This window comes from Sphingomonas sp. UV9, from assembly GCF_004101245.1.
GTDB lineage: Bacteria > Pseudomonadota > Alphaproteobacteria > Sphingomonadales > Sphingomonadaceae > Sphingomonas.
This window is the reverse complement of sequence record NZ_SCIN01000002.1, coordinates 133,922-155,339: the sequence shown is the minus strand read 5'-3', so window position 1 is coordinate 155,339 and position 21,418 is coordinate 133,922. Positions and strand designations below refer to the sequence as shown.

Annotated in this window: 16 protein-coding genes and 1 pseudogene; 11 read left to right on the top strand and 6 right to left on the bottom strand. The window is 63.3% G+C overall.

Going from position 1 to position 21,418, the window contains the following annotated elements; genetic code table 11:
* Positions 1–203 precede the first annotated feature (203 nt).
* The gene (locus EQZ23_RS06995; protein WP_128453762.1) at positions 204–1,142 is read right to left on the bottom strand and encodes a hypothetical protein; all 939 of its coding nucleotides are present in this window, start codon (positions 1,140–1,142) and stop codon (positions 204–206) included.
* 317 nt (positions 1,143–1,459) lie between these two features.
* Here EQZ23_RS06995 and EQZ23_RS06990 point away from each other — a divergent pair, with 317 nt between their 5' ends.
* The 11 genes and pseudogenes from EQZ23_RS06990 to EQZ23_RS06945 all read left to right on the top strand — a co-directional run bounded on the left by EQZ23_RS06990 (position 1,460) and on the right by EQZ23_RS06945 (position 13,359).
* Entirely contained in the window at positions 1,460–2,941 is a 1,482-nt protein-coding gene (locus tag EQZ23_RS06990; protein WP_206364201.1) for a DUF2235 domain-containing protein, read from the top strand.
* A gap of 83 nt (positions 2,942–3,024) precedes the next feature.
* Positions 3,025–3,753: a DNA/RNA non-specific endonuclease gene (locus EQZ23_RS06985; RefSeq protein WP_128453761.1), complete on the top strand. Its 729-nt coding sequence runs from the start codon at positions 3,025–3,027 to the stop codon at positions 3,751–3,753.
* Positions 3,754–3,821: 68 nt separating this feature from the next.
* Positions 3,822–4,637: a hypothetical protein gene (locus tag EQZ23_RS06980; RefSeq protein WP_128453760.1), complete on the top strand. Its 816-nt coding sequence runs from the start codon at positions 3,822–3,824 to the stop codon at positions 4,635–4,637.
* Positions 4,634–5,005, top strand: a complete 372-nt coding sequence (locus tag EQZ23_RS06975) for a hypothetical protein (RefSeq protein WP_128453759.1) — start codon at positions 4,634–4,636, stop codon at positions 5,003–5,005. The genes EQZ23_RS06980 and EQZ23_RS06975 overlap by 4 nt, the downstream gene beginning before the upstream one ends.
* Positions 5,006–5,047: 42 nt before the next feature.
* Positions 5,048–5,218, top strand: a complete 171-nt coding sequence (locus EQZ23_RS06970) for a hypothetical protein (protein WP_206364200.1) — start codon at positions 5,048–5,050, stop codon at positions 5,216–5,218.
* A pseudogene (locus tag EQZ23_RS20230) lies at positions 5,181–5,446 on the top strand (DDE-type integrase/transposase/recombinase); the annotation flags it as partial. The gene EQZ23_RS06970 and the pseudogene EQZ23_RS20230, both read left to right, overlap by 38 nt.
* Positions 5,447–5,742: 296 nt before the next feature.
* A complete protein-coding gene (locus EQZ23_RS06965) occupies positions 5,743–5,940 on the top strand; it encodes a hypothetical protein (RefSeq protein ID WP_128453758.1) in 198 nt (65 codons plus the stop codon).
* Positions 5,941–6,636: 696 nt separating this feature from the next.
* Entirely contained in the window at positions 6,637–8,937 is a 2,301-nt protein-coding gene (locus EQZ23_RS06960) for a TonB-dependent receptor (RefSeq protein ID WP_128453757.1), read from the top strand.
* 377 nt (positions 8,938–9,314) lie between these two features.
* On the top strand, positions 9,315–10,841 hold the full coding sequence (locus EQZ23_RS06955; protein ID WP_164913403.1) for a carboxylesterase family protein: 1,527 nt from the start codon (positions 9,315–9,317) through the stop codon (positions 10,839–10,841).
* Positions 10,842–10,882: 41 nt separating this feature from the next.
* Positions 10,883–12,196 carry a family 1 glycosylhydrolase gene (locus EQZ23_RS06950; protein ID WP_128453755.1) on the top strand — a complete coding sequence of 438 codons (1,314 nt, stop codon included), beginning with the start codon at positions 10,883–10,885 and terminating at the stop codon, positions 12,194–12,196.
* A complete protein-coding gene (locus EQZ23_RS06945) occupies positions 12,193–13,359 on the top strand; it encodes a DUF3089 domain-containing protein (protein WP_128453754.1) in 1,167 nt (388 codons plus the stop codon). Before EQZ23_RS06950 ends, EQZ23_RS06945 begins: the two co-directional genes overlap by 4 nt.
* A 285-nt stretch (positions 13,360–13,644) precedes the next feature.
* Here EQZ23_RS06945 and EQZ23_RS06940 read toward each other — a convergent pair whose 3' ends face one another.
* The 5 genes from EQZ23_RS06940 to EQZ23_RS06920 form a co-directional block, all read right to left on the bottom strand.
* A complete protein-coding gene (locus EQZ23_RS06940; protein WP_240663396.1) occupies positions 13,645–14,352 on the bottom strand; it encodes a TetR family transcriptional regulator in 708 nt (235 codons plus the stop codon).
* A 27-nt stretch (positions 14,353–14,379) separates the two neighbouring features.
* Positions 14,380–16,002: an AMP-binding protein gene (locus tag EQZ23_RS06935; RefSeq protein WP_128453753.1), complete on the bottom strand. Its 1,623-nt coding sequence runs from the start codon at positions 16,000–16,002 to the stop codon at positions 14,380–14,382.
* Between the two features lies 1 nt (position 16,003).
* Positions 16,004–17,281, bottom strand: coding sequence for an MFS transporter (locus EQZ23_RS06930; protein ID WP_240663394.1), 1,278 nt, complete (start codon positions 17,279–17,281; stop codon positions 16,004–16,006).
* Positions 17,282–17,298: 17 nt separating this feature from the next.
* On the bottom strand, positions 17,299–19,536 hold the full coding sequence (locus EQZ23_RS06925) for a TonB-dependent receptor plug domain-containing protein (protein ID WP_128453751.1): 2,238 nt from the start codon (positions 19,534–19,536) through the stop codon (positions 17,299–17,301).
* A gap of 822 nt (positions 19,537–20,358) precedes the next feature.
* Positions 20,359–21,093 (bottom strand): hypothetical protein, encoded by a 735-nt coding sequence (locus EQZ23_RS06920; protein ID WP_128453750.1) that lies wholly within the window; start codon positions 21,091–21,093, stop codon positions 20,359–20,361.
* Positions 21,094–21,418 lie beyond the last annotated feature (325 nt).

Genomic DNA, 21,418 nt, shown 5'->3' with positions numbered 1-21,418 from the left:
GGGCGGCGCTTCGTTGCGAGACGTTCCCAAGGACACCCGTAGCTTTCGGCCATCGAGCTGAATCTGCCCTTCCCGCATGACGGGTCTATGCTGGCGAACTGAGGCGCCTCCGCTTTCGCGCTCGTCTTATCTTGCTATTCATTCGATAGTCGAAGTTTGCTCGCGCGGGCAGGCTATGCGCAAAGGCGTGGCTTGCCAGACGGCTACTCAATCCTGTCCGCCCGCTCTAGGGACGGGCGTCCTTTCGCCATGATCAGAAGGCCGACGATCATCGCGCTGTTGGCGAAAATGGGCGGAAGGTTTGCCCAGTGGCTGGTGGGCACGGTAATGATGGGATTGATGCCAAACACGTATGTCGCGCCCGCTTCTGCGGCGGCAATATTGAGAAGGCTTGTAAGCGGCACGGCGGCGAGACCCGCACGGCTGTCAGGTCGCATCAAGCCGAACCGTGCCAGCAGCAGCACGGTCAGCCAGCAGTAGATCGCGAAGGATGCCAAGGTGAACGGCACCCCCCATCCCCACAGGTGCACCTCGATCGGTCCACTGCGCCGAATGCTCTCCTCCAAAGTGTTCTTGTCGTTCGCGATGCCCCGCAGGTTCGCGATGCGAGCCAGCCACGAAACCGCCTGATCGGTTGTTGGAGGCGGCTCTCCCTCTCCCGTCCAGGACAGGTAGACGGTGGCCCAGACCATGTCGCCAGGGTTGATCAGCGCGGGCTCCGACTTGAATACGCCGTCATCGACGCGAGTCCATTTGAGTTGTGGCGCCGTCTCCTTCAGGAGCGGCTGATTGGCGATGCCAACGATCTTCCAGTTTTTCTCCGCTCGGATGGATAGGGGCTCCACCATGTCGGCCGGCAATATGGGAGTCGCTCCAGTGTTCTCGAGCGTAGCCTGCACGACGCGAAGTTTGCGCACCGGCTTGCCGTCGCTCAGCACTCGAACCTCGACCGCCGCATCGCGCGGGGACAGGTCGCTAAGCGGATCCGTCGGTCCGATGTAGTTTGCTTCGAGGCTCTTCGGGGGGATGCCACCCCAGGCAGCCATGTCTACGGTCGCGTTCAACGTGATCCAACCAACCAGTAGCGTCGCCGCAACGGACAGCGCCGCTATCGTCCTGTCGGTCGTGATCCCAAAGCCCATCCACGGGCACTACCTTGCCTCTCGCGCTCGTTCAACGCCGGGTCTCCATCTGTCAAGTTGGCAACGACTTGATCGATAATCCGCGCAGACTTTCCCAAAAATCCAGGCGAAGCTCCCTGAACCGAGGGGGTCACGCCATCTAGCGACTGATGATCATTACGCATCTCGAGGCCGTTGCTTCCTGACGTTCCACACGATTGCCAGTCAAATCGAGGCTATGCACGCCTATTGCCTTCAACGATGCCCGATCATGCTTCGCTTGACGGAAGGTTGTTGACGGCGCTCGTGGCTACGGGATTGTACAGCTGCATAGGGCAATGGACCGGCTGCATGAACAGGCGTCTATATTTTGGGGGCACATACTGGTGACGAAGAACATCGTGATCTTCTCCGACGGCACGGGTCAGGACGGCGGCGTCCGGCCCGAGCAGCGGATGAGCAACATCTTCAAGATGTACCGCGCCACTAGGTCGGGTCCCGACAACGAGATCGATCCGCAGGAGCAGGTCGTGTTCTACGATCCGGGCTTGGGGACGGACGCCGGCGCGACCGGCTTCACTTCCGCCCGCCGGTGGGTGGCGAAGCTTCTGTCGTCAGTGACGGGCCGAGGGATTACGACCAACATTGCGGACTGCTACGAGTTTATCATCAATCACTACCGACCGGGCGATCGTGTATGGCTCTTTGGCTTCAGCCGCGGCGCGTACACCGCTCGCAGCTTGGCCACGGTGCTGCGTCTCTGCGGCGTTCCCACCAAAACCCCCGATGGAGAGTTACCCCGCTTCCGCCTTCGGGCAAGGGAAGTCGCCGATCACGCTGTCATACGGGTGGCCGAGCACGGTGCGGGTTATCCACGGGGGAAGTACGAGGCCGAGCGAGAGGAACTTGCCCGCCGCTTCCGTAGTGAACACGGGTCGGACGCCAATGGCGAGGCGAACGTCGCACCCTACTTCATTGGCGTGTTCGACACCGTAGCATCGCTTGGCGCCAAGGGGCCGTTGAGGTTGGTACTTTCTGCCGCTCTTGCTCTGCTGACGTTGGTAACGGCCGCTGCTGCCGCGTTTCTCCTCCACTGGCTGGTTGGCACCGGCTGGTTGACCTCGTTCGTCGGCTCCACCGTGCTGATCGCGATTGGCGGCGGGTGGATGTACTTCCGAACCGCTCTAAAGACTTTCAAGCCGTCCTTGCCGGGAAGCCGCAGGACGTTCCACTTGGCGCAGTGGAGCGGGCGCGACTATGACAAGCTCCTTGGCCGGAAGGTGGTCTACGCTCGACATGCCATCGCGATAGATGAGAACAGAGCGGACTTTCCGCGCGTGCCGTGGGGACCCGGCAAGGGCGTTGACGCCCGTCCCGAAGTCGAAGGCGAGCCCAAGCCATTCGTACAGATGTGGTTTGCTGGCAACCACTCGGATATCGGCGGCAGCTATCCGGAGGCCGAATCCAGGCTTTCGGACATCGCGCTGGGCTGGATGCTTGAGGAAGCGAGTTCCGTTCCCGGTCCTTTGATCGTCGACCGAAGCCGCATTCGTATCTTCCCGGGCGCAAACGGCGTGCAACACGACGAGATCGCGGGCATGTCCGACACCGTGCGAAGCCGCACCCCCGGATTTCTTCGCCGATACATCAGATCGTTAACTTGGAAGGGTAAGGAGCGCGATCCGAAGGACACTGCCACAATGCATAGCAGCGTGTCGGAACGCTTCGCGCTCGAGAGCGTGCCTCGCCAGGGATGCGACGGGCCCTACCGCCCTGACGCCCTGCGGAGGCACGAGCTCTTCCGGGACTTCTACTCGTGACAGGATATGGACGATCGTCGAAAGCCAGGCGGCTGCGGTGTCTCGGAGCGTCATGGCTGGCTGTGGCTGCATGCGGGGTCGCGATGGCGACGCCGAGCATCGCCGGTCAGGCAGAGCTTCATACGTTCCACTGCCTTCACGGTTGCCCGCTCGGAGCGGCCGGCGTCGACGACATAATCGTGCGTGAAATCTACACGCTCGCCTCCAACGATCTGACCAAGATGGCCGACTGGGTGGCATATCGCGTCACACCGGCCTCCATCGGTCCGTCCGGCGAACGCAAATGGGTAGCGGACCCATGGCTGCTTCCTGAGGAGACGCTCGAGCCGGAGGACTACGAGGGCGCGCCACACGCGCTGGGCATCGATCGTGGACACCAAGCCCCACTAGCGGGCCTGTCCGGCACCCCCTTTGCCGCCGACACAAACATCCTCTCGAACATCACTCCTCAGGGGTCCGCCCTAAACCAGGGAGCGTGGCAGAGGCTTGAGGCAAGGGAGAATGACCTTGCCCGCAAGGAGAATATTGCGGTCTACGTCCTAACAGGCCCGCTGTTCGAACGCGTCCTTGCGCCGCTGCCGAGAAGCGACGAGCGCCACCGCGTCCCCTCTGGATACTGGAAGGTGGTCGTGACGCAGGACGGCAGACTGGCCGCGTTCGTCATGGACACAGCAACACCGCGAAGCGTCGATTACTGCTCGACGACAGTATCGCTCGATGATGTGGAACTCCGGTCTCGGCTCGAGCTGTTCCCCCGGTTAGCAAATCGGTCCTTTTCCGAACTGTCGTCTGCCCTAGGATGTGCGGAATGAGGGTTACCTGGTTATCGACGCGGACCTCGACGGCTGCCCTTCTACCTGTCCTGCTGACGGCGGCATGCGTGACGACGCCATCCGTAGATCTCAACGGTTTCGGACGCGCTGCGACAGGACTGCAGACCGACGTGGGCGCGACCTTCACCGAAGCCAATCGCCTGGCCCGCTCGGTCGAGGTAGATCGGTTCGTCAGGTCCGGTACGATTGGTCTAACAGAGCGACGCTTCCCACCTGCAGTTCCAGTGGACGTCGCCGCGCGATGGCGGACGGCCCTCGGCGATCTAGCCCGGTATGGCAACCTGCTGGCCACGCTCACCGGCTCTGGCCGTGGGGGTATGCAGACGGATGCTTTCAGACAGCTCGGCACTCAGCTGAATTCCGGATCGACGGACGCCGGCTTCGATCCCGGTATCAGTGCCGGCTTCGCAGCGTTGGCAGGTGCCCTGGTCGATCTAAAGGCGCAATCGAGTGCGCGCGACATACTCCGGCGCACCGATCCGGACGTGCGAAGACTGCTGGTCGCAATGGCCGATGCGGTCGGCAACAGCGATGCGGAAGGTCTTCGCGGCACCGTGGCGTCAAACTGGACCGCCGCGCTCTCCGCGTACCAGCGGACCTACGCAGTCGCTGCGACCGAAAAATCGGACTCCCGACAGCGACAAATCGTCGCCGACTATCTCGCCGGCGTCGACAAACGTGACGCACAACTCGCCGCAATTGCCGGACTGCGGTCATCGCTGCTTGGTCTCGCCGACGCGCACACCGCGGCCGCGGCCGGATCGCGTCGGCCATTCGATGAGGTGCTCAAGGATGTGAACGACCGCGTTACGCGCACCGAGGCAACCTACCGCGCGATGGAAAAGGCAGGAGAGCGGAGATGACGGAAGGCCGAAACGATAACGAAGGCGCTGCAACGAACCCAGACCTCGCCGCCATGCATCGCGACCTGATCGCACTGGTTCGCCGGTTGGAGGCGTTGATCGACACGGCGACCACTGCTGCGACAATCGCCGCCATCTCGGACCAGATAGTAGAGGTGAACGCTCGTGCGACGGCAACTGGCCGAGTGCTGCTGGCTGCGCAGACGCAGGAGATTGCAAAGCATGCTCATGCCGTGTCGGCGGCCATTCCGGGCGTGGAACGCGAGATCGAGAATCTCGTGCGGTTCGAGCAGGTCGTCAGAGGCGTGGCCGCAGTTCTTGATGCAGCGGACGAGGCCGTGCGTATTGCCAGGCTGGTCTGCCGGTAACGCGAGGCCGCTTGGGATAGCATCACTCCCGAGTACACCAACATGATGTTCGATCTTACGAACGAGGTTCGCGGCTTCCGCAACGAAGGCTGGAAAAACTACCGGCAGCAATTTTTGGGCATCGTCGCGGATCGAGGCACGGAGGCTGATTATGAGGCGGCGGAACGTCAGGTCCATCCGGGACAAGCCGGTGCGCGCGACCGTCAGCGATGAAACTGCGCCGTGCGCGCACACTTACGTCAGCCAGGCGTTCTTTGCGCCAGCGCCGAACATGCTGTGGGTTTCGGACTCGACCTACGTCGCGACTTGGGCGGGGTTCGTCTACGTCGCCTCCGTCATCAAATCCATGCCCGCCGGATCATCGGATGGTGTGTCATTAGGACGGCAAATGACAGCTTCGTCCTGGATGCGCTCGCAAAGGCGCCTTATGAACGCCGGCCGAAGCCGAACATCGATATCATGCGGTGGCAGCCAACATCGATATGGCGGCGTCACTCACAAACCAAGGCGCTAGCTGGCCCGGGTCGGTTCAGACAGACTGCGAGCGACTCGGACGACGTTCCGGATGATCGGCGCCTCGCGGGACGCAGCCATTTTAGGGATGGCTCAGCGGTACCGGTCCCGGAACAAACAAATTTGGCCGATGAGCCGTGGATGCGAACCCCAGGCCAGTCGCCTATTCCATGCGCCTGAGCCGAGCACTGCCATTTGACCGCGCGCCCTGCTATCGCGCGCAAATGCTGAAGACACGTCTGAAACGGATGACTGAGGAGGGCGCCCGCGCTGTGACCTGCCTTGGCACAATCCATGCGTCGATCGCCGCACTCAATGACGAGGATCTGCTCGATCTGGCGGACATCTTTCCCAGTGGTGCACGTACGCCCCTTGGCGATGCCGCAGCGGCGGAAATGCAACGACGCAACCTTAAGCTCTAGCCTCTTTTTCCTCGCAACGAGCTCTCGCAATCGACCGGCTTATGGACGAATTCCGACAGGCGAACACCGCCTGATACGTTCGAGGCGGATGTCGATCACCGACGATGTCTCTTCCGCTCGCGACTATGCAATGCGTCCACCTCGCGAACGGACAGGATCGCGACCTCCAGCCTTGGATCGGCAATGAAGGGGAGCAATTTGTAAGCCTGTCTGGCGGAGCGCCCAAGCAGCCGTACCGGCGTCGACGACTTCCCGGCCATGGCGACGTCGGCGCTTAGACCACCCGCTGCCTTCACCTCATCCTCCCCCAACGCGATGGCCAGCGCTCCGGGACCTGATAGCTTGGCGAGATTACCTCGACATGCCCGATAGAGCCACTCGCGCCCTGATGAGCAGAGCGTCGCCCGTCTCGACTTTCAGTTCCTCGGCGACCTCCAAAAGCGAGGTCGGTGCCATGATCGCTGTCGCGCCCGCGTTGTCGCGTAGCCGACGCTGTTCCGTCGAGACTGCGTCGCCGTCAGTCAAGCGGCAGCAACCTTGCGATCTCCACAATGTTCATTGATGTATTAATTAGTCTTGACTCGCCAACACGATCTGTCACGTCTCGTATGCAAGCGAAGCGAAGGCCTTTTGTTACGACTGGCCGGGAACGACGCGCACACGAACGCGACGGACGTCGCGGCGGGAGAGGACATCATGATCAATGGTCGTTGGGCAGCTCTATTCTTGGCCGGCACCGCGGCGGTCGCGCAGCCATCGCGCGCAGACGCCCAGCGAACGCCCTCTTCCGATCGAGCCGAAGCCGCGTCGTCGAACTCGCCGGCCGATGATCAGGCCGTGGGTGAGATCGTCGTAACCGCGCAGCGTGTCCGCCAGGATCTGCGGTCTGTTCCGGTTTCCATCGCTGTGGTCAGCGGAGAGGATCTCCAATCACGCAAGATCTACGATCTTACGCAGCTGACGGCGGCGGTCCCCGGCTTTCAGACGGGGGGCGACAACTCCTTCACGATCCGTGGGGTCGGCAGCACCGTGTTCTCCGCCAACATCGACTCCAGCGTCGGGGTCGCGGTCGACGAGGTATCGCTTGGTGTGCCGCTGTTCATGAGCAACGGCATCCTCGACGACATTGCAAGGGTCGAGGTGTTGCAGGGGCCGCAGGGATTGCTGTTCGGTCGCAACGCCTCGGCCGGGCTGCTGAACATCGTAAGCAACCGGCCGAACCTGCGCCGCATCGAAGGCAGCGCGAACATCGAACTTAACGAACGTGACACGGTGCCCGGTGACGGTTTCGGAATCATCGCGCGCGGAATGATCAATTTACCGCTCTCCAGCGATCTGGCCATTCGCGTGAACGGGCTGCATTCGATGCAGAACCCGATCGCGCAGCATGTCGCGGGATCGCCCGACCGTCTCGAACAGGACCAGACGCGCACCGCAATCCGCGCGAAGATCCTCTACGAGCCTACCGATGGAACGAGCATCTATGCGATCGGCGATTATAGCCGAGAACGCGGCATCGGCGGCATCTTCGATCGCACCTACCGCGCCGCACCTTCGAACGGTGCGATCGCGCCAGCTCTGTCGGGGCGCGACGGCGTCGTTCCGGGGCCGGAAAATTTGCGATATGGCGCGGATGCCGACATGTCGCGCAGCGTCGATACCTATGGCATCTCGATAAATGCCAGCCAGGAAATCGGCGAGCGTTTGACACTGAGCAATATCGCCGCGTGGCGCGGATTCGATCTCGATCTCAATCTGGATACGGACGGCACCTCCGCGAACCTTCTCAATATCAACACCAATCAATCGCAGTACGATCAATATTCGAACGAGCTGCGTCTTGCTTTGGCGCCTGGGGGTCCCATCGACGGGCAGATCGGCGCCTACGGCTTCTACTCGGAGCTCCAAGCGGACGTTATCCTGCAAGGCTCCGCAGGAACTGCTGTCCCGAACTATGTCGGCCGCGACGGCCTGTATCGCCAGACGCTGCGCAGCCTCGCGGGCTTCGGCCAGTTTCAATATCACGTGACGCCGGAACTCCAGTTGATCGCTGGCGGCCGCGTCACCAATGACCGCATCACGCTTAACACGCGTCAAAACCGCTTTCCCTACCAGATCACGCTCGGTCCGCGCACGCCACCTGCGCGCCAGACATACAGCAACACCGATTTCAGCTGGAAGCTCGGCACGCAATATGACGTGACGCCTGGCATCACCGCCTACGCGACCTACAGCCGCGGTTATAAGGGACCGTCGTTCAATACGATGTTCGCCCAGGTCGGCCAGGATCTCGTCATAGGCCCCGAAACCGTAGGCGACATCGAACTCGGCCTGAAGTCGACGCTGTTCGACCGTCGCCTGCGGCTCAACCTGTCGGCCTTCCGTGAGCTGTTCAAGGGCTTCCAGGTCCAGGCGCTCGACGTGGCAAGCGGTGTGGTCGCGACACGGAACGCCGGCCGGGTCCGGTCGCAGGGCGTAGAGATCACGGCCAACGCCCGGCCGCTGCGCGGCGTGACGCTCAACGCCGGTGCGACATGGCTCGATTCCCGGTTCAGGTCCTTCGTGGGCGCAGCCTGCTATCTTGGCCAACCGAACTGCCTGCCCAACGGCACCTTCGATGCAGCAGGTCTCCGCACGCCGGCATCCGCCCGTTTCTCATCAAGCCTGCAGGTCGTCTATGAGGCGCCGGCGATCGGTCGTTGGACGCCGTTCGTCGAGGGAAACTGGGCGCACCGCTCTTCCGTGAACTTTTCGTCGAACGGCTCGCCGCTGACGAGGCTGGGCGCGTACGACATGCTGGGCGGAAGCATCGGCGTGCGGACGTCGGACGCGTTCGAGGTTTCGATCTTCTGCAAGAACTGCACGGACAAGCGGATACCGACTTTCATCGCGTACGATTCGTTCGATACGGTCCTACGCCGCGTACCCTCCATCCAGCAGTCCTGGGGCTATAATTCCGTCCGGACGATCGGTCTGAGCGGAACCTACCGGTTTTGAACCGGATCATAGCATGGGCGCCTACCGACATGTCCGATCCGTCTGCGTGGCGCTGCTGCTGGGCAGCGCGTCCCCCCAAATCCAGACGCAGTCGTGGGCCCGACCCGCGTCGTCCTGGTGATCCGGCGCCGTCCTCTACGGGATCCATTCGCGCAGTTTCGAAGATGGGGGCGGCGACGGATCGGCCATCTCAACGGCATCATCCGGCTCTTGGACGAGTTCCGTTGGCTAGGAATCGATGCGATCTGGCTGACGCGGATCAGCCCCTCGCTGCAAGTCGAAGCGCGCGTTGACTAGTTTATGAGCCAGTATTTTAGCGATGCGACGACGGATCGCGGGCGGGCTCGACGGGACGCATATCGAAGGAGATGGATTTCATGATGTTTCGCTTCCTGCTTGCGATGGCGCTAGCTGGCGCGCTCGCCGGTGGCGCATCGGCCCAGGCGCTGTCTGCACCCGTACGCATCGAGACGGGCTCGGTCGCGGGCACGCTCGAAGGGCCGCTCACGGTCTTCAAAGGCATTCCCTTCGCCACACCACCGGCCGGCAACCTGCGCTGGAAGGCGCCACTTCCGCCGATACCATGGAGCGGCGTGCGCGAAGCGCGTGGTTTCGGTGCCGCCTGCCCACAGGGGCCCGAGCACAAGGAGCCATGGGCGCAGGTCGGTTCCCAGAGCGAGGACTGCCTGTTCCTCAACGTCTGGCGACCCACGCGCGCCGGCAAATACCCGGTGATGGTCTTCATCCACGGCGGCGGGTTCACCTATGGCGGAGCGAGCGTGCCGCTGTATGACGGAGGGGCGCTGGCGCAGCGCGGCGCTGTGATCGTCACGGTCAACTACCGTCTCGGCCGGCTCGGCTTCTTCGCGCACCCGGCGTTGACCCGCGAAGATCCGAGCGGCCTACTCGGCAATTACGGCATCATGGACAATATCGCGGCGCTCAAGTGGGTGAAGCGCAATATCGCCGGTTTCGGTGGTGATGCCGGCAACGTGACGGTGTTCGGCGAGTCGGCTGGTGCGGGCAGCATTCAGATCCTGATGGGGTCGCCAGCCGCCGAGGGCCTGTTCCACAAGGCGGTCTCGGAATCTGGATCGGGCAGCAGCGCGCTGTTTCCGATCCGCGGCGGCGCGCTCAATGCCGAGAAGGTCGGCGAGATGTGGACTGACAGCCTGGGCCTCAAGTCCGTGACTGCGGCGCAGCTTCGCGCGATCCCGCTGGCGGACGTGGTGAAGAATGGTCGCGCCTTCCCGTTCATCGACGGCAAGGTCGTCACGCGTAGCCCCGGCGATCCGTTCTACCACAACGAGGAGATGCGGATTCCGCTACTCATCGGCGGCAATTCGAACGAATCAACGCTGGGCGGGATGACAGAGGCGGCGGCGAAGACGCTACTCGGAAACGACTTCCCCGAGTTGCTGCGAGGCTATGTCGCGATGACCGGTAAACCGGCCGCCACCGCCGCTATCGACCTCGCCGAGGATGCAGGGTTCGTACTGCCCTCTTTCGCGATAGCCGATCGGCATGCGGCAAACGGCAACAAGGCGTTCGTCTATTATTTCGATCAGGTGGCCATCGATCAGCGCGCGGGTTCGTCCGGGACCGGGCATGGCGAGGAGATGCAATATGTGTTCGGCACCAAGCCCGTCGGGGATCGCTGGGATGCGCGGGATACCGCCGTCGCGAAGATGACGGGCGACTATTGGGTCCGCTTCGCGACGACCGGCGATCCCAACGGGGACGGTGCGCCGCGCTGGCCCGGCGCGACGAGCCTGCCGACCACCTACCTCGCACTAGGTGGTGCGAAGACGGAGGCCAGGCGTCTCCAGCCGGTCCAGGAGCGTGCCAAGGCGGTGGCGATGGCGGATGCCGTGAAGAAATGGGCAGCGACCCCAACACCGTGATGGGACTTCGAACCATGCTGCATGATGACGGGAGAATGAAGATGGGCGTGAATCCAACTAGGCGGCAGATCGTTGCCGGTGCCGCAGGCCTGCTCGCCGTCGGCGGTACCGCCACGACGACGACCGCCGCGCGGGCGGCGCCGAAGGATTTCCTGTGGGGCACCGCGATCTCGGCGCACCAGAGCGAGGGCAACAACACCGCGTCGGATAGCTGGCTGCTCGAAACGATCACGCCGACCGCGTTCAAGGATCCGTCGGGCGATGGCTGCGACAGCTATGATCGCTACGAGGAGGACCTAGATATCGCCGCGAGCCTCGGGCTCAACTGCTACCGCTTCGGCATCGAATGGGCGCGTATCGAGCCGGTCGAGGGCATGTTTTCCGAGGCTGTGCTCGACCACTATGTACGTGTGCTGGAGGCATGCCACGCGCGCAAGCTGCTGCCGATCGTCACCTACAACCATTTCACCGTACCATTGTGGTTCGCCATGCGCGGCGGTTTCGAAGTGGCGGACGGCGCCGACCTGTTCGCACGCTTCTGCGCGCGCGCGACCGAGAAGCTCGGGCCGCTTATCGGCATGGCCTCGACCTTCAACGAGGCGAACATAGTCCTGCTGCGCAAGGTCCTGCCACGGTTCGCGAGCGATGCTGCGGCCGAAAACGCGCGTGCGATGATCGCCGCGGCGGCGCGGCGCACCAATTCGCCACGATTCTCGGCGATGCTGTTCGGCGATCCCGAGAAGATCAGCAGGGTAATGCTCGACGCGCACATCAAGGGACAGGCGGCGATCAAGGCCGGCCCCGGCAACTTCCCGGTGGGCGTGACGCTGTCGATGCAGGAAATTCAAGGCGTCGGCCCCAACAATCGCGCCACACAGGCAGAGGAGACCATGTACGGCGGCTGGATCGAAGCGGCGCGGCAATCCGATTTCGTCGGGGTGCAGACCTATTCGCGGCTTCGCATCGGCGACAAGGGCTTGTTGCCGCCCGACGGCAGCGTTCCGCTCACCGACATGGGATACGAGAATTACCCGCACGCGATCGGCGCCTGCCTACGCTACGCCGCAGAGCATATCGGTCGACCGATCTATCTGACCGAGACCGGTATCGGCACCACCGACGATGCGGTTCGCGTGAAATTCATCAACGACACGGTTGCCGAGGTCGCCAAGTGCATCGCTGACGGGATCGACGTGAAGGGCTACCTATACTGGTCGCTGCTCGACAATTTCGAGTGGACCTCGGGCTATGCCAAGCAGTTCGGGCTGGTCGCGGTCGATCGCAAGACGTTCAAGCGGACCCTCAAGCCGAGCGCGCGTACGCTGGCGGCGCACGCGCGAGCGAACCGACTGTGACCGTTGCATGGCGGTCGGCGCCGAAACGCCGCTGGATCCGGCTCGGGTTCGGCTGTTTCGGCGCCGTCGTCGTGCTGCTGCTGGCAACGTTCACCGCGATCGGCGGCTGGGGTTTCGTCGTCAGCATGCGCGGTCCCGCAACGCCCTTCGCGGCGAGCACGCCACCGCCGGCCCCGGATTATGCGGCGCGTGCGGCTTGGCTGGCCTTTCCTGGACGCGACGGGCTCGAGCGTTCCACGCCGCCCGGTATGCGTGCAGTCGACGAACGCGCCGCGCCGGCGGACGTGTTCTTCGTGCATCCGACCACCTTCAGTGGCAGCCCGGTGTGGAACGCGCGGTTCGATGCCTCCGATACCGCTGCGCCGCTCTATCCTGCAGTTCTGCTCGGCCAGGTGAGCGCGTTCAATGGTTGTTGCCGCCTCTATGCGCCGCGCTATCGCCAGGCGACGCTTGCGGCGCTGAAGACGCCGGCCGCAATGGAGATCGCCTATGGCGATATTGCGCGCGCCTTCCGCAATTATGTCGCGCATCAGAATCACGGCCGCCCATTCATCATCGCGTCGCACAGCCAAGGCACTGCGCACGCGATCCGGCTTCTGCAGGAGGAAATCCTGAAGACACCGCTCAAGCGGCAGTTGGTCGCGGCCTATTTGATCGGCGGCTATGTCCCCGATACGCTGCGCGCGGTTGGCCTGCCGGTCTGCGACGATGCGCGTCAGACTGGCTGCGTGCTATCCTACAATACCAGCGAGACCGGCCGCAGCGGTGCGCGGATGATCGTCGACGGCAAGACCTATTGGTGGCGCGGCGCTCTCGTCGTCGACGGCAAGCCCGATGCCGTCTGCGTCAACCCGCTGACCGGGCGGCGCGCAGGCGCGGCGCAGGCCGAAGCCAATCCCGGCAGCCTGCCCTTCCCGACAGCGCCCTTCGGGCATGCCGCCAAATCACTACCGCCGCTGACACGGCACCTGACTGGCGCCGTCTGCCGCGCCTCCCTGCTCGAAGTGGACGTGCCGTGGTCCGAAACCTCGGCCTTCTCGGACAAGCTGAGCCTGATTTTTGGCAGCTATCATCTCAACGATTACGGCATGTTCTACGGTGCACTGCGTCGCGACGCGGTCGATCGCGTCGCTGCGTGGCAGGCTGCCAACGACGTCCGCTAAGCATCGAGCCTCTATAGTGCACGGACAGCGCATCGGGCGCGGTGCGCACCGTTTCCAGCATGACCGGATGACGCGCGACATTGGGCGGACGCGGTCGTCGTCCAGCCACAGTGTACTTAGTAAACAGCGCAGAGACGTTCGGATTGGGTCGCGACGCTGGACGGTACCGCCGACGGTTCGGTCCACGGTCGCCCCAACGCGCCCGCGCGCTACTCTGCCGCGGCAGGCGCGATAGCCAGACCGAACGCATTCGCCATCAGCCTACCATCGCCCGCAGCATAATCGTCATTCTCGCCCTCGGAGTTCCGTCACGCGCGCCGCGCAGGTCGCTTGGAAACCGGCCGCCATGAATCGCGCCATGCGTTCCTTCACCGCCTCGAAGTCGTCCGATCGGCACAGTCCGCCCGATAGCTTGTCGATGCGACCGGTTCGGCCAAGCGTCAGCATCAGTCCGCCGGTAACGAAGTGATAGCCCCAGAACAGATCATCGCGAGGGCAGTCCGGCAAGGCCTGCTGAAGCAGGTCGATCAACCGCAAGACGACCGCGTCAAAGTGCGTATCCATCAGTTCGGCGCCCCATTCGGCGGTGTTGCTCATCTGCGCACCTAGCTGGCCGTAATTCCGCCAGCCCTCGTCGCCGCCCCCGTGCAGTTCGAGGTCGACGTCGAGATAGGCGTGCAACGCGCCCTCGACGGTAATCGCGCCTGCCGCATGCTTTTCGTAGGCATCGAGTGCAGCCAGACGCCGCTCGATCGTCACAGGCGCCCGCCTCGCGATCACCGCGTCGAACAACTCTTTCTTATCCTTGAAATAGTAATGCAGGAGCGATTGATGAACGCCAACCTTCTGCGCGACCTCCTTCAGCGTCACGCCGTAAAGACCATGGCGAGAGAATAGTTCTTCGGCAGCGTCGAAAATCTGCTCCATCATGGCGGCGCGCTGGTCCGCCTTGGTCGTCGACTGTTTCGGCGCTCGCGCCGCGCGGTCCTTCATGCAATTCCCCAAATCGTGCGGAGGGCTTCAGCGCACCTCTACGGGCTCCTTGCCCGCATGGACGGACGCGTGCTCCGCCCGCAAGCGCATCTTGTCGATTTTACCGGTGATTGCCAATGGCATCGCGGTTACGCGAATGATCGCATCGGGCAGCCACCAGCTCGCTATTCGGCCTTTGAGAGCGGTGCGCAGCGTTTCGTCGGTCAGGTCGGCACCCTTCCGGGCTTCCACCACCAGCACCGGCCGCTCTCCCCATTTGGGATGCGCCCGCCCAACGACCGCCACCAGCGCCACGCCCGGCAGCGCGCCGATGATGGCCTCGATCTCGCCGGGATTGATCCATTCGCCGCCCGACTTGATCAGGTCCTTCGTGCGGCCAGAGATGCTGAGATTGCCGCCGGCGTCGATCGTCGCGAGATCGCCGGTGTCGAACCAGCCATTGACGTCTAGCGCGGTATCGGCCGCGCCGAAATAACGCTCCACGACGCTCGCGCCGCGTACATGTAGGCGGCCTTCCTGCCCGCGTTGTTCGGGAAGCGGCACGCCGGCTTCGTCCGTCAGCAGCAGATCGATGCCGATCGGTGGCTTGCCGGATTTGGCGGAACTGCGCACGGGTGCGTCGCCAGGCATGATCGTACCGAGCGGCGACAGCTCGGTCATGCCCCAGCTGGTCTGCACGGTGACGCCCAATCGCTGCTCGATGCGGTCCATCAGCGCCTGCGGGACCGACGATCCGCCGAGGATCACGCGTTGGAGGGAAGGGAGGTCGCTACTGGTCCGCTCAAGGTGATCGATGAGCCCGAGCCACACCGTCGCAACGCCGACCGCAACTGTGACGCTCTCCTCGTCGATCAGGCGCGCGAGGCTGGCGCCATCCTGGTTGCGGCCGGGCAACACGAGCCGCGCGCCGGTCGCCGGGCCGGCGAAGGCCAGCCCCCAGCCATTGGCGTGGAACATAGGTACGGCGACCAGTACCCTATCGGATGCCCGCAACCCAATCACGTCCGCCTGCAGCAAGTGCAGCGTCTGGAGGTAGTTGGAGCGATGCGTATAGGTCACGCCCTTAGGTGCGCCAGTGGTCCCAGAGGTGAAGCAGAGGCCGGCCGGCACGGTCTCTTCAAAGTCGCCCCAAAGCATTGGTGCGCCGTGAGTATCAAGCAACTCGTTCAAGCGCCAGATGCGGACTCCATCTAAGGACGGCGACGGATGATCGGCGCCGGGTTCGCCGAGCAACACGACGTGCGCGAGCGTCGGGCAGGCGGCGACGAGGTCCTCGACCAGCGGGGCTAGGCCTGGGCTGACCGCAATCACGCGGTTCTGCGCCTGATGGATCATGCCGGCGAGATGCGCGGCCGACAGCCGAGGGTTCAGCGTGTGGCAGACAACGCCGATGCCGACCGCGCCGTACCAGCATTCCATATGCGCCTGGCTGTTCCACGCGAGCGTCGCGAGGTTGTCCCCCCGTCGCAGACCCAGCGCGGCGAATGCGCCCGACAGCCGGTTCGCGCGGGCCCGAAGAACCGCATAGTCGACCCGTTCGGACGTCCCGTCGCCGCCGGTCACGACCTCGGCACACCCATGCCATTTGGCGGCGTGGTCGAGGAACTTGTCGAGCGTCAGCGCATATGGCTGCATCGATCCAGGGGTCATGTCATTCCGTCGGGTTTAGGATGCGTTCACGCTTCAGCGCACGCGCGAGCGCGAAATGCAGCGCGATGGCGATGAAGTAGAACGGCACCAGCGTGTAGAAGGCCAGTTGAAGCGAATGGCCCGGGTTGCTGGCCTTGAACCAGTCGCTCGCGGCGCCCAGCCATGTAGGTCCGAGTCCAAGGCCGATCAGGTTCATGATCAGCAGCAGTACCGCCCCCGCAAGCGTGCGCTGCCGCGGCGCAACTGCGTTCTGGACTAGCGCGACCGCCGGGGTCAGGTAGAAATAGTTGAGGAAGGTCGGGCCGATCAGGCACGCCATCGCTAGCGGCCAGTTCGGAGCCCATACGAAACCGACGAAGAACGGCACCGCGAGCAGCAGCGCATAGCCCGGCATCGTGCCGTAGATCTCCGGCTGAGCCGCGGCATGGCGATCGATGAGTCGCGCCGACAAATAGATGCCTGCACTGACCCCGATCGCCAGCACGAGCGCGTACCAGATCGCGATCTGGTCGAGCGTCATGCCCTTCTCGCGCATCAGGAACAGCGTCGTGAAACCGAGCGTGGCATAGGTGACGAACTGCGTGGCGCCCGCCGCGAGCGAAACCAGAGTGAGGGTGGGGCGAGTGGAAAAGAGCTTCAGCGTCGAACCGAAGGTCGGCACCTCGCCGTCCTGGACGACCTGCCGGGGCAGATCGGTCGCGCCGCGCTTCGGCTCACGGACGAAAGCCCAAACCGCAGCCGCCGCGATCAGCCCGGCCGCGCCGAGCAGAATGAAGGCGAGGCGCCAGTCATACGCTGCCGCGATCTTGGCACCGAACGCGACGCCCAGCGCCTGACCGAGCGGCGGACCGAGATTGAACAGTCCTAATGCCAGTCCGCGCCGGTGTGGCGGAAAATAGTCCGAGATCACCGAATAGGACGGCGGCACACCGCCCGCCTCGCCGATGCCGACGCTCATTCGAGCCGCTGCCAGCTGGCCGTAATTGACCGACACGCCACAGGCGATCGTCGCCGCGCTCCACAGCGCGCAAGCGATCGTCAGCACGCGCACGCGGTTGCCGCGATCGGCGAGCCACGCCACGGGCACGCCGAGGATGCAGTAGAACAGGGCGAAATACAGGCCGCCCAATCGGCCAAGCTGCCCGTCAGTGATATGCAACTCGTCTTGGATCGGCTTGGCCAGGATCGACAGCAGCTGGCGGTCGAGGAAGTTCAGCACATATACGAAGCACAGGAGGCCAAGCACCAACCAAGCGTAGCGGCTCGGCCGTGCGGCCATCTCGACCTCCCCCGCCATCAGAACGACCGGCTGACGCGGATGCCGTACTGACGCGGCGCACCGGCCAGGCGGCGTACGCCGTTGATCGCGGCGACATAATGTTGGTCGCCAAGGTTGGTCGAGAAGCCCGCGACCGACCAGTCGCCAGTCGCGAGCGTCAGTTGCGCGTTGACGATGTTGCGAGCTTCGAGCCGGTCACCGAGAGCCGTGTTCTGGAATAGCGAACCGAAGGTCGATGCGATGTGCGCATAATCGGCGCGGGGGGTCAGCGTCACCCTTTCGCCTAGGGGGATCGCATATTGCGCGCCAGCGCTGAGGGTGAACTTGGGCGCATAGGCCTGCTCGCTGCCCGTCAGCTCGATGCATCGTGCCGAGGCGGGTCCCATCGCGGGGTTGCAGACGAGCGCCGCCCCGGTACCGAGCCGTGGATCAATCGCGTAGAAGGTCCCGAGCTTCGAGTTCGACACCGATGTCGCAAGATCGACGCGGATCGGACCGAAGCTGCCCTGCGCTGACAGCTCGACACCATACAGCTTTGTCTTGCCGGGCACGTTGAAAATCGAAGAGATGCTCGGTGTCGCCGGATCGACGATGCTGATCTGATACTTCTCGTACTCGCTGTAATAGGCACCGAGCTGCGTACGTAGCCGCCCATCGAGGAAAGTGCCCTTGTAGCCGACCTCATAGTCGGTGACGTCCTCCGCATCGAACGCGCGCGGCGTGATGCCATTGACGTTCGGACCGTTGAGCCCGCCCGCCTTGGCGCCGGTGGCGACAAAGGCATATAAGAAATTGTTGCGGTCGACCGTCCAGTTGAGCGCGACCTTGCCGTTCACCTTCTTGTCGATTGTCTTATCGTTCTGCACCAACGTCAGGATCGGATTGGCGAGGAACGGCAGTGTCGCCCGCGCGACGGCATCGTTCGCGGACGTCGTCCGCGACCAGCGCGCACCGGCTTGGATCTGAAGGCCGTGGGTGATCTCGTAGCCCACCTGGCCGAACCCGGCGAGCGCGGTCTTGGGGTTCCTGCCTTCGAGCGTGGTGTCGAACACCAGCGGATTGATCGCATTGGGAGTGTTGTCGACGATATAGCCGCCATTGGCCGGAATGACGATATTGTCGTGCTGATAGAAGCCGCCCAGCACCCAAGTGAAGGGGCCGGTATCAGGCGAAACGATATTGAGCTCCTGGCTCCAGATCTCTTCCGTAATGTTCGCGCGGAAGTTGACTGCGGGGTTGGCCGGCGTGCCGGACGCTGCGGTGCCGTCGGCGTCGGATGACACGTGCGTGGTCCCGCGCTGGAACCCGCTGATCGAGCGCAGTACGACGCCACCGTCGGTGGTGTAGCTGGCGTTCAGCACGACGCGGCCGAACTCGTCCCCACCGGCTAGCGGCGCGTTGTTCGCGACGTCGAGTGGATCGCCAGTGTCGGTCGCTCGACCTGCGGGGATGCCGCCATAGTTGATATTGTTGTAGTCGCCCTTCAGCAGCACGCGCAGTTGCGATGTCGGCTGCCACAGGATGCTCGCGCGCGCGCTATAGTCGCGGCGGTCCCCCGGATTGCCCGTCCAAGGGCCGGACACGTTGTAGAACGTATCGCGGTGTTCCAGGTTGCCGGCGAAGCGGATCGCGAGTGTATCGCCGCTCGGGATATTCAGCGCGCCCTGCAGCTTGATGTTGTTGTAGTTGCCGTATTGCGCCAGCGCGTAGCCACCTACCGCATCGGTCATCGGGTTCTGTTCGGTGATGAACACCGCGCCCCCCGTCGCGTTGCCACCGGCGAAGGTCCCTTGCGGCCCGCGCAGCACTTCGACGCTTGCGATGTCGTAATAGGGCTCGGTTTGGAAATAGCCGGGCAGCGTGGCAACGCCATCGCGATAGGTGATGACGCCAACACCGATCGAGCTCGACTGTTCGGTCTTGCCGATGCCCCGGATGTTGAAGGCGTTGCCCTGCCCCGCCGTGTTGACCGTCAGCGACGGCGTCGCGAACTGGAGCTGCTCGACGCCGTTAATGCCTTTGCGCACCAAATCCTCACCGGTCAGCACCGAAGCGGCGACGGGCGTGCGCTGCAGGCTTGTCGAGCGACGCTCGGCGGTGACGACGATGTCACCATCGGTAGGGTCTTGATCGCTGGATTCAGCCGCAGCCGCAGGGTCGGTGGTCTGGCCGGACGTCGCGGGGATATCCTGAGCGTGGACCGTACCGGCACTCATCATGGCGCACACCGACGCCGACAGTAGGAACTTGCGCATTCGTCACCCTCTCTGCTGGTCGCGCTCTGCGTCGCGTCAGCGAGCATATGCTATGCCCGTCGCGCCGATGTCAAACTCATTAGAGTATTAATTAATGCAGGTCTGACGTGCTGAGAGGTTGCAGAATGACGCCAACCCCGTTTTTCGGGCATTCCGCGGGAGAGTTTTTCAGCCTTATGAAGCCATCGGGCAAGGTGCTGAAAATGAAGCAATTTATCGACACATTGCCGGGCGCGCGATGCGGACTTGCCGGGCGCCGATGCAAACACTGTCTCCTGACTCTAAGAAATGGCCAGGAGGGGCACCGAACAACCGCCCTCGCCCCTTGATCGCCTGCCTGACGAAAGGCGTGCCATCTCTCAGGAGATGATCGACCACCTACCAGTGTTCGGCCAACCGGATCGCGGCGAAGTCGCTAGTGGATCGGATACTGGAAAAGCTGGATTGAGATACGGTGCTCGGGGTCAACGTCGCACTGTGCGTCGTTCCGATCGCGTTCGCCCCGGGGGCTTCCAAGACGTCGACACGTTTCCAGACGTATCGACGAAGGCTCGGGGCTCCCAATCTCGGCCAGATCAATACGTCAGGCGCCCGTGCAGTCACGCCGTCGCACGGAAAGATATTTGGACATCTTGGCTGAACCCGCCCCGTCGGTCGCAGCAGCTCCGGCGGGGATGTCGGCGCGGGACTACGCAAGGCAGGTGGGTTTGAGGCCTGACCCAGCATTCCGCCGGGTGCGGAAATTGTCCGTCCCCAAGCATTGGCCAATCTGACGAAGCAGAATGTGGTCACCTGACACGAGCCTGCACTGCCTTTTCAGCTTCACCGTCGAGGAGGATAGATGAGTGCCAGCATGGCGTCCAAGGCGACGATCCAGTCACCGCGAGCGTCCTTTTCCCAATCCGACCCCGGGGCCGGAGCCTGCGACAACAAGGCTTCGATGAGGGGGTGACCTGCGAGTCCGGTCCTGCTTCGATCGTGCTCGCCCGTTCCATGCAGCGTGGACGTTTTCTCATTGGCCGGCCCCACCTGTCCTTCGTCCACAGTATCGCTAATTGAGGCCTCCTTCGCCGCCCCGGTGTTCTCGGTGGACGTCGACGGGGTTGGCTCGCCCCCCGAAGCGAATACCAGGGAGCTTTTCAGTAGCCTGACGATCCGTGCGGCGACTTCGGGGGTTGCCCCCAACGACATCGCGTCCTGGACCAGCTCCTCATCTTTGACTGCATGCAGGTTTTCCGGGTGCCGATCCATAAGTGCCTCGAAGACTGGCACTTTCCGTATTGCTTCGACCATCAGCTCCACACTGTCGGGCGATTGCGACAGACGCTTGCCGAGTGGAGTAAGGAAGTATTTGCCGCCGCGTTCCCGCGCGACGAGCCCGAACTTGCGCGCCGCGACCACTCGGTTGTTCGCGGCTCCCGTTCCAGGTCTTGCACCGATTGCGACGGCGATTTCATCACGGGACATGCTCTTTCCGGCAGGAACCGAGGTCGCCGCCGCGAAAGCCCTCGCCAGGGACACCAACGGCGTCGTCCCGAGGATATCGATCTTCGTCATCGTTCATGGATCTCCGGAAATGGCCGCCGCCCCCGAACACGAGGGCGACGACCGTATTTCAGTTACGCTTTGGTGGACGCTGAAGTCCCTTGCGCTTTACGACGCTGGTTTGCGGGAACCGTCGTATGTCCGGCCCGCCTTTTCTCTTAGACATAGTGCCTCCAAGGATCGGCTTGATGCCCGGAGACAGGTGTGTTAAAACGAATCCACGCGTAAGCGTGGAGCCGATACATATCCGCTCCGGACAGGTAGCCTGTCTAACAATCCGGACCTGGCGGTCTCTTGGTGTTGACGTCGCGAGTCGCCAGGCCGGAATATCCCCATA

Coding starts and splice junctions, on each gene's coding strand:
- EQZ23_RS06995 (WP_128453762.1), bottom strand. CDS start 1,142: ATGGGCTTTGGGATCACGACCGACAGGACGATAGCGGCGCTGTCCGTT.
- EQZ23_RS06965 (WP_128453758.1), top strand. CDS start 5,743: ATGCTGAAGACACGTCTGAAACGGATGACTGAGGAGGGCGCCCGCGCT.
- EQZ23_RS06920 (WP_128453750.1), bottom strand. CDS start 21,093: ATGACGAAGATCGATATCCTCGGGACGACGCCGTTGGTGTCCCTGGCG.
- EQZ23_RS06970 (WP_206364200.1), top strand. CDS start 5,048: ATGATGTTCGATCTTACGAACGAGGTTCGCGGCTTCCGCAACGAAGGC.
- EQZ23_RS06955 (WP_164913403.1), top strand. CDS start 9,315: ATGATGTTTCGCTTCCTGCTTGCGATGGCGCTAGCTGGCGCGCTCGCC.
- EQZ23_RS06935 (WP_128453753.1), bottom strand. CDS start 16,002: ATGACCCCTGGATCGATGCAGCCATATGCGCTGACGCTCGACAAGTTC.
- EQZ23_RS06960 (WP_128453757.1), top strand. CDS start 6,637: ATGATCAATGGTCGTTGGGCAGCTCTATTCTTGGCCGGCACCGCGGCG.
- EQZ23_RS06975 (WP_128453759.1), top strand. CDS start 4,634: ATGACGGAAGGCCGAAACGATAACGAAGGCGCTGCAACGAACCCAGAC.
- EQZ23_RS06930 (WP_240663394.1), bottom strand. CDS start 17,281: ATGGCCGCACGGCCGAGCCGCTACGCTTGGTTGGTGCTTGGCCTCCTG.
- EQZ23_RS06940 (WP_240663396.1), bottom strand. CDS start 14,352: ATGAAGGACCGCGCGGCGCGAGCGCCGAAACAGTCGACGACCAAGGCG.
- EQZ23_RS06985 (WP_128453761.1), top strand. CDS start 3,025: ATGGCGACGCCGAGCATCGCCGGTCAGGCAGAGCTTCATACGTTCCAC.
- EQZ23_RS06950 (WP_128453755.1), top strand. CDS start 10,883: ATGGGCGTGAATCCAACTAGGCGGCAGATCGTTGCCGGTGCCGCAGGC.
- EQZ23_RS06925 (WP_128453751.1), bottom strand. CDS start 19,536: ATGCGCAAGTTCCTACTGTCGGCGTCGGTGTGCGCCATGATGAGTGCC.
- EQZ23_RS06990 (WP_206364201.1), top strand. CDS start 1,460: ATGGACCGGCTGCATGAACAGGCGTCTATATTTTGGGGGCACATACTG.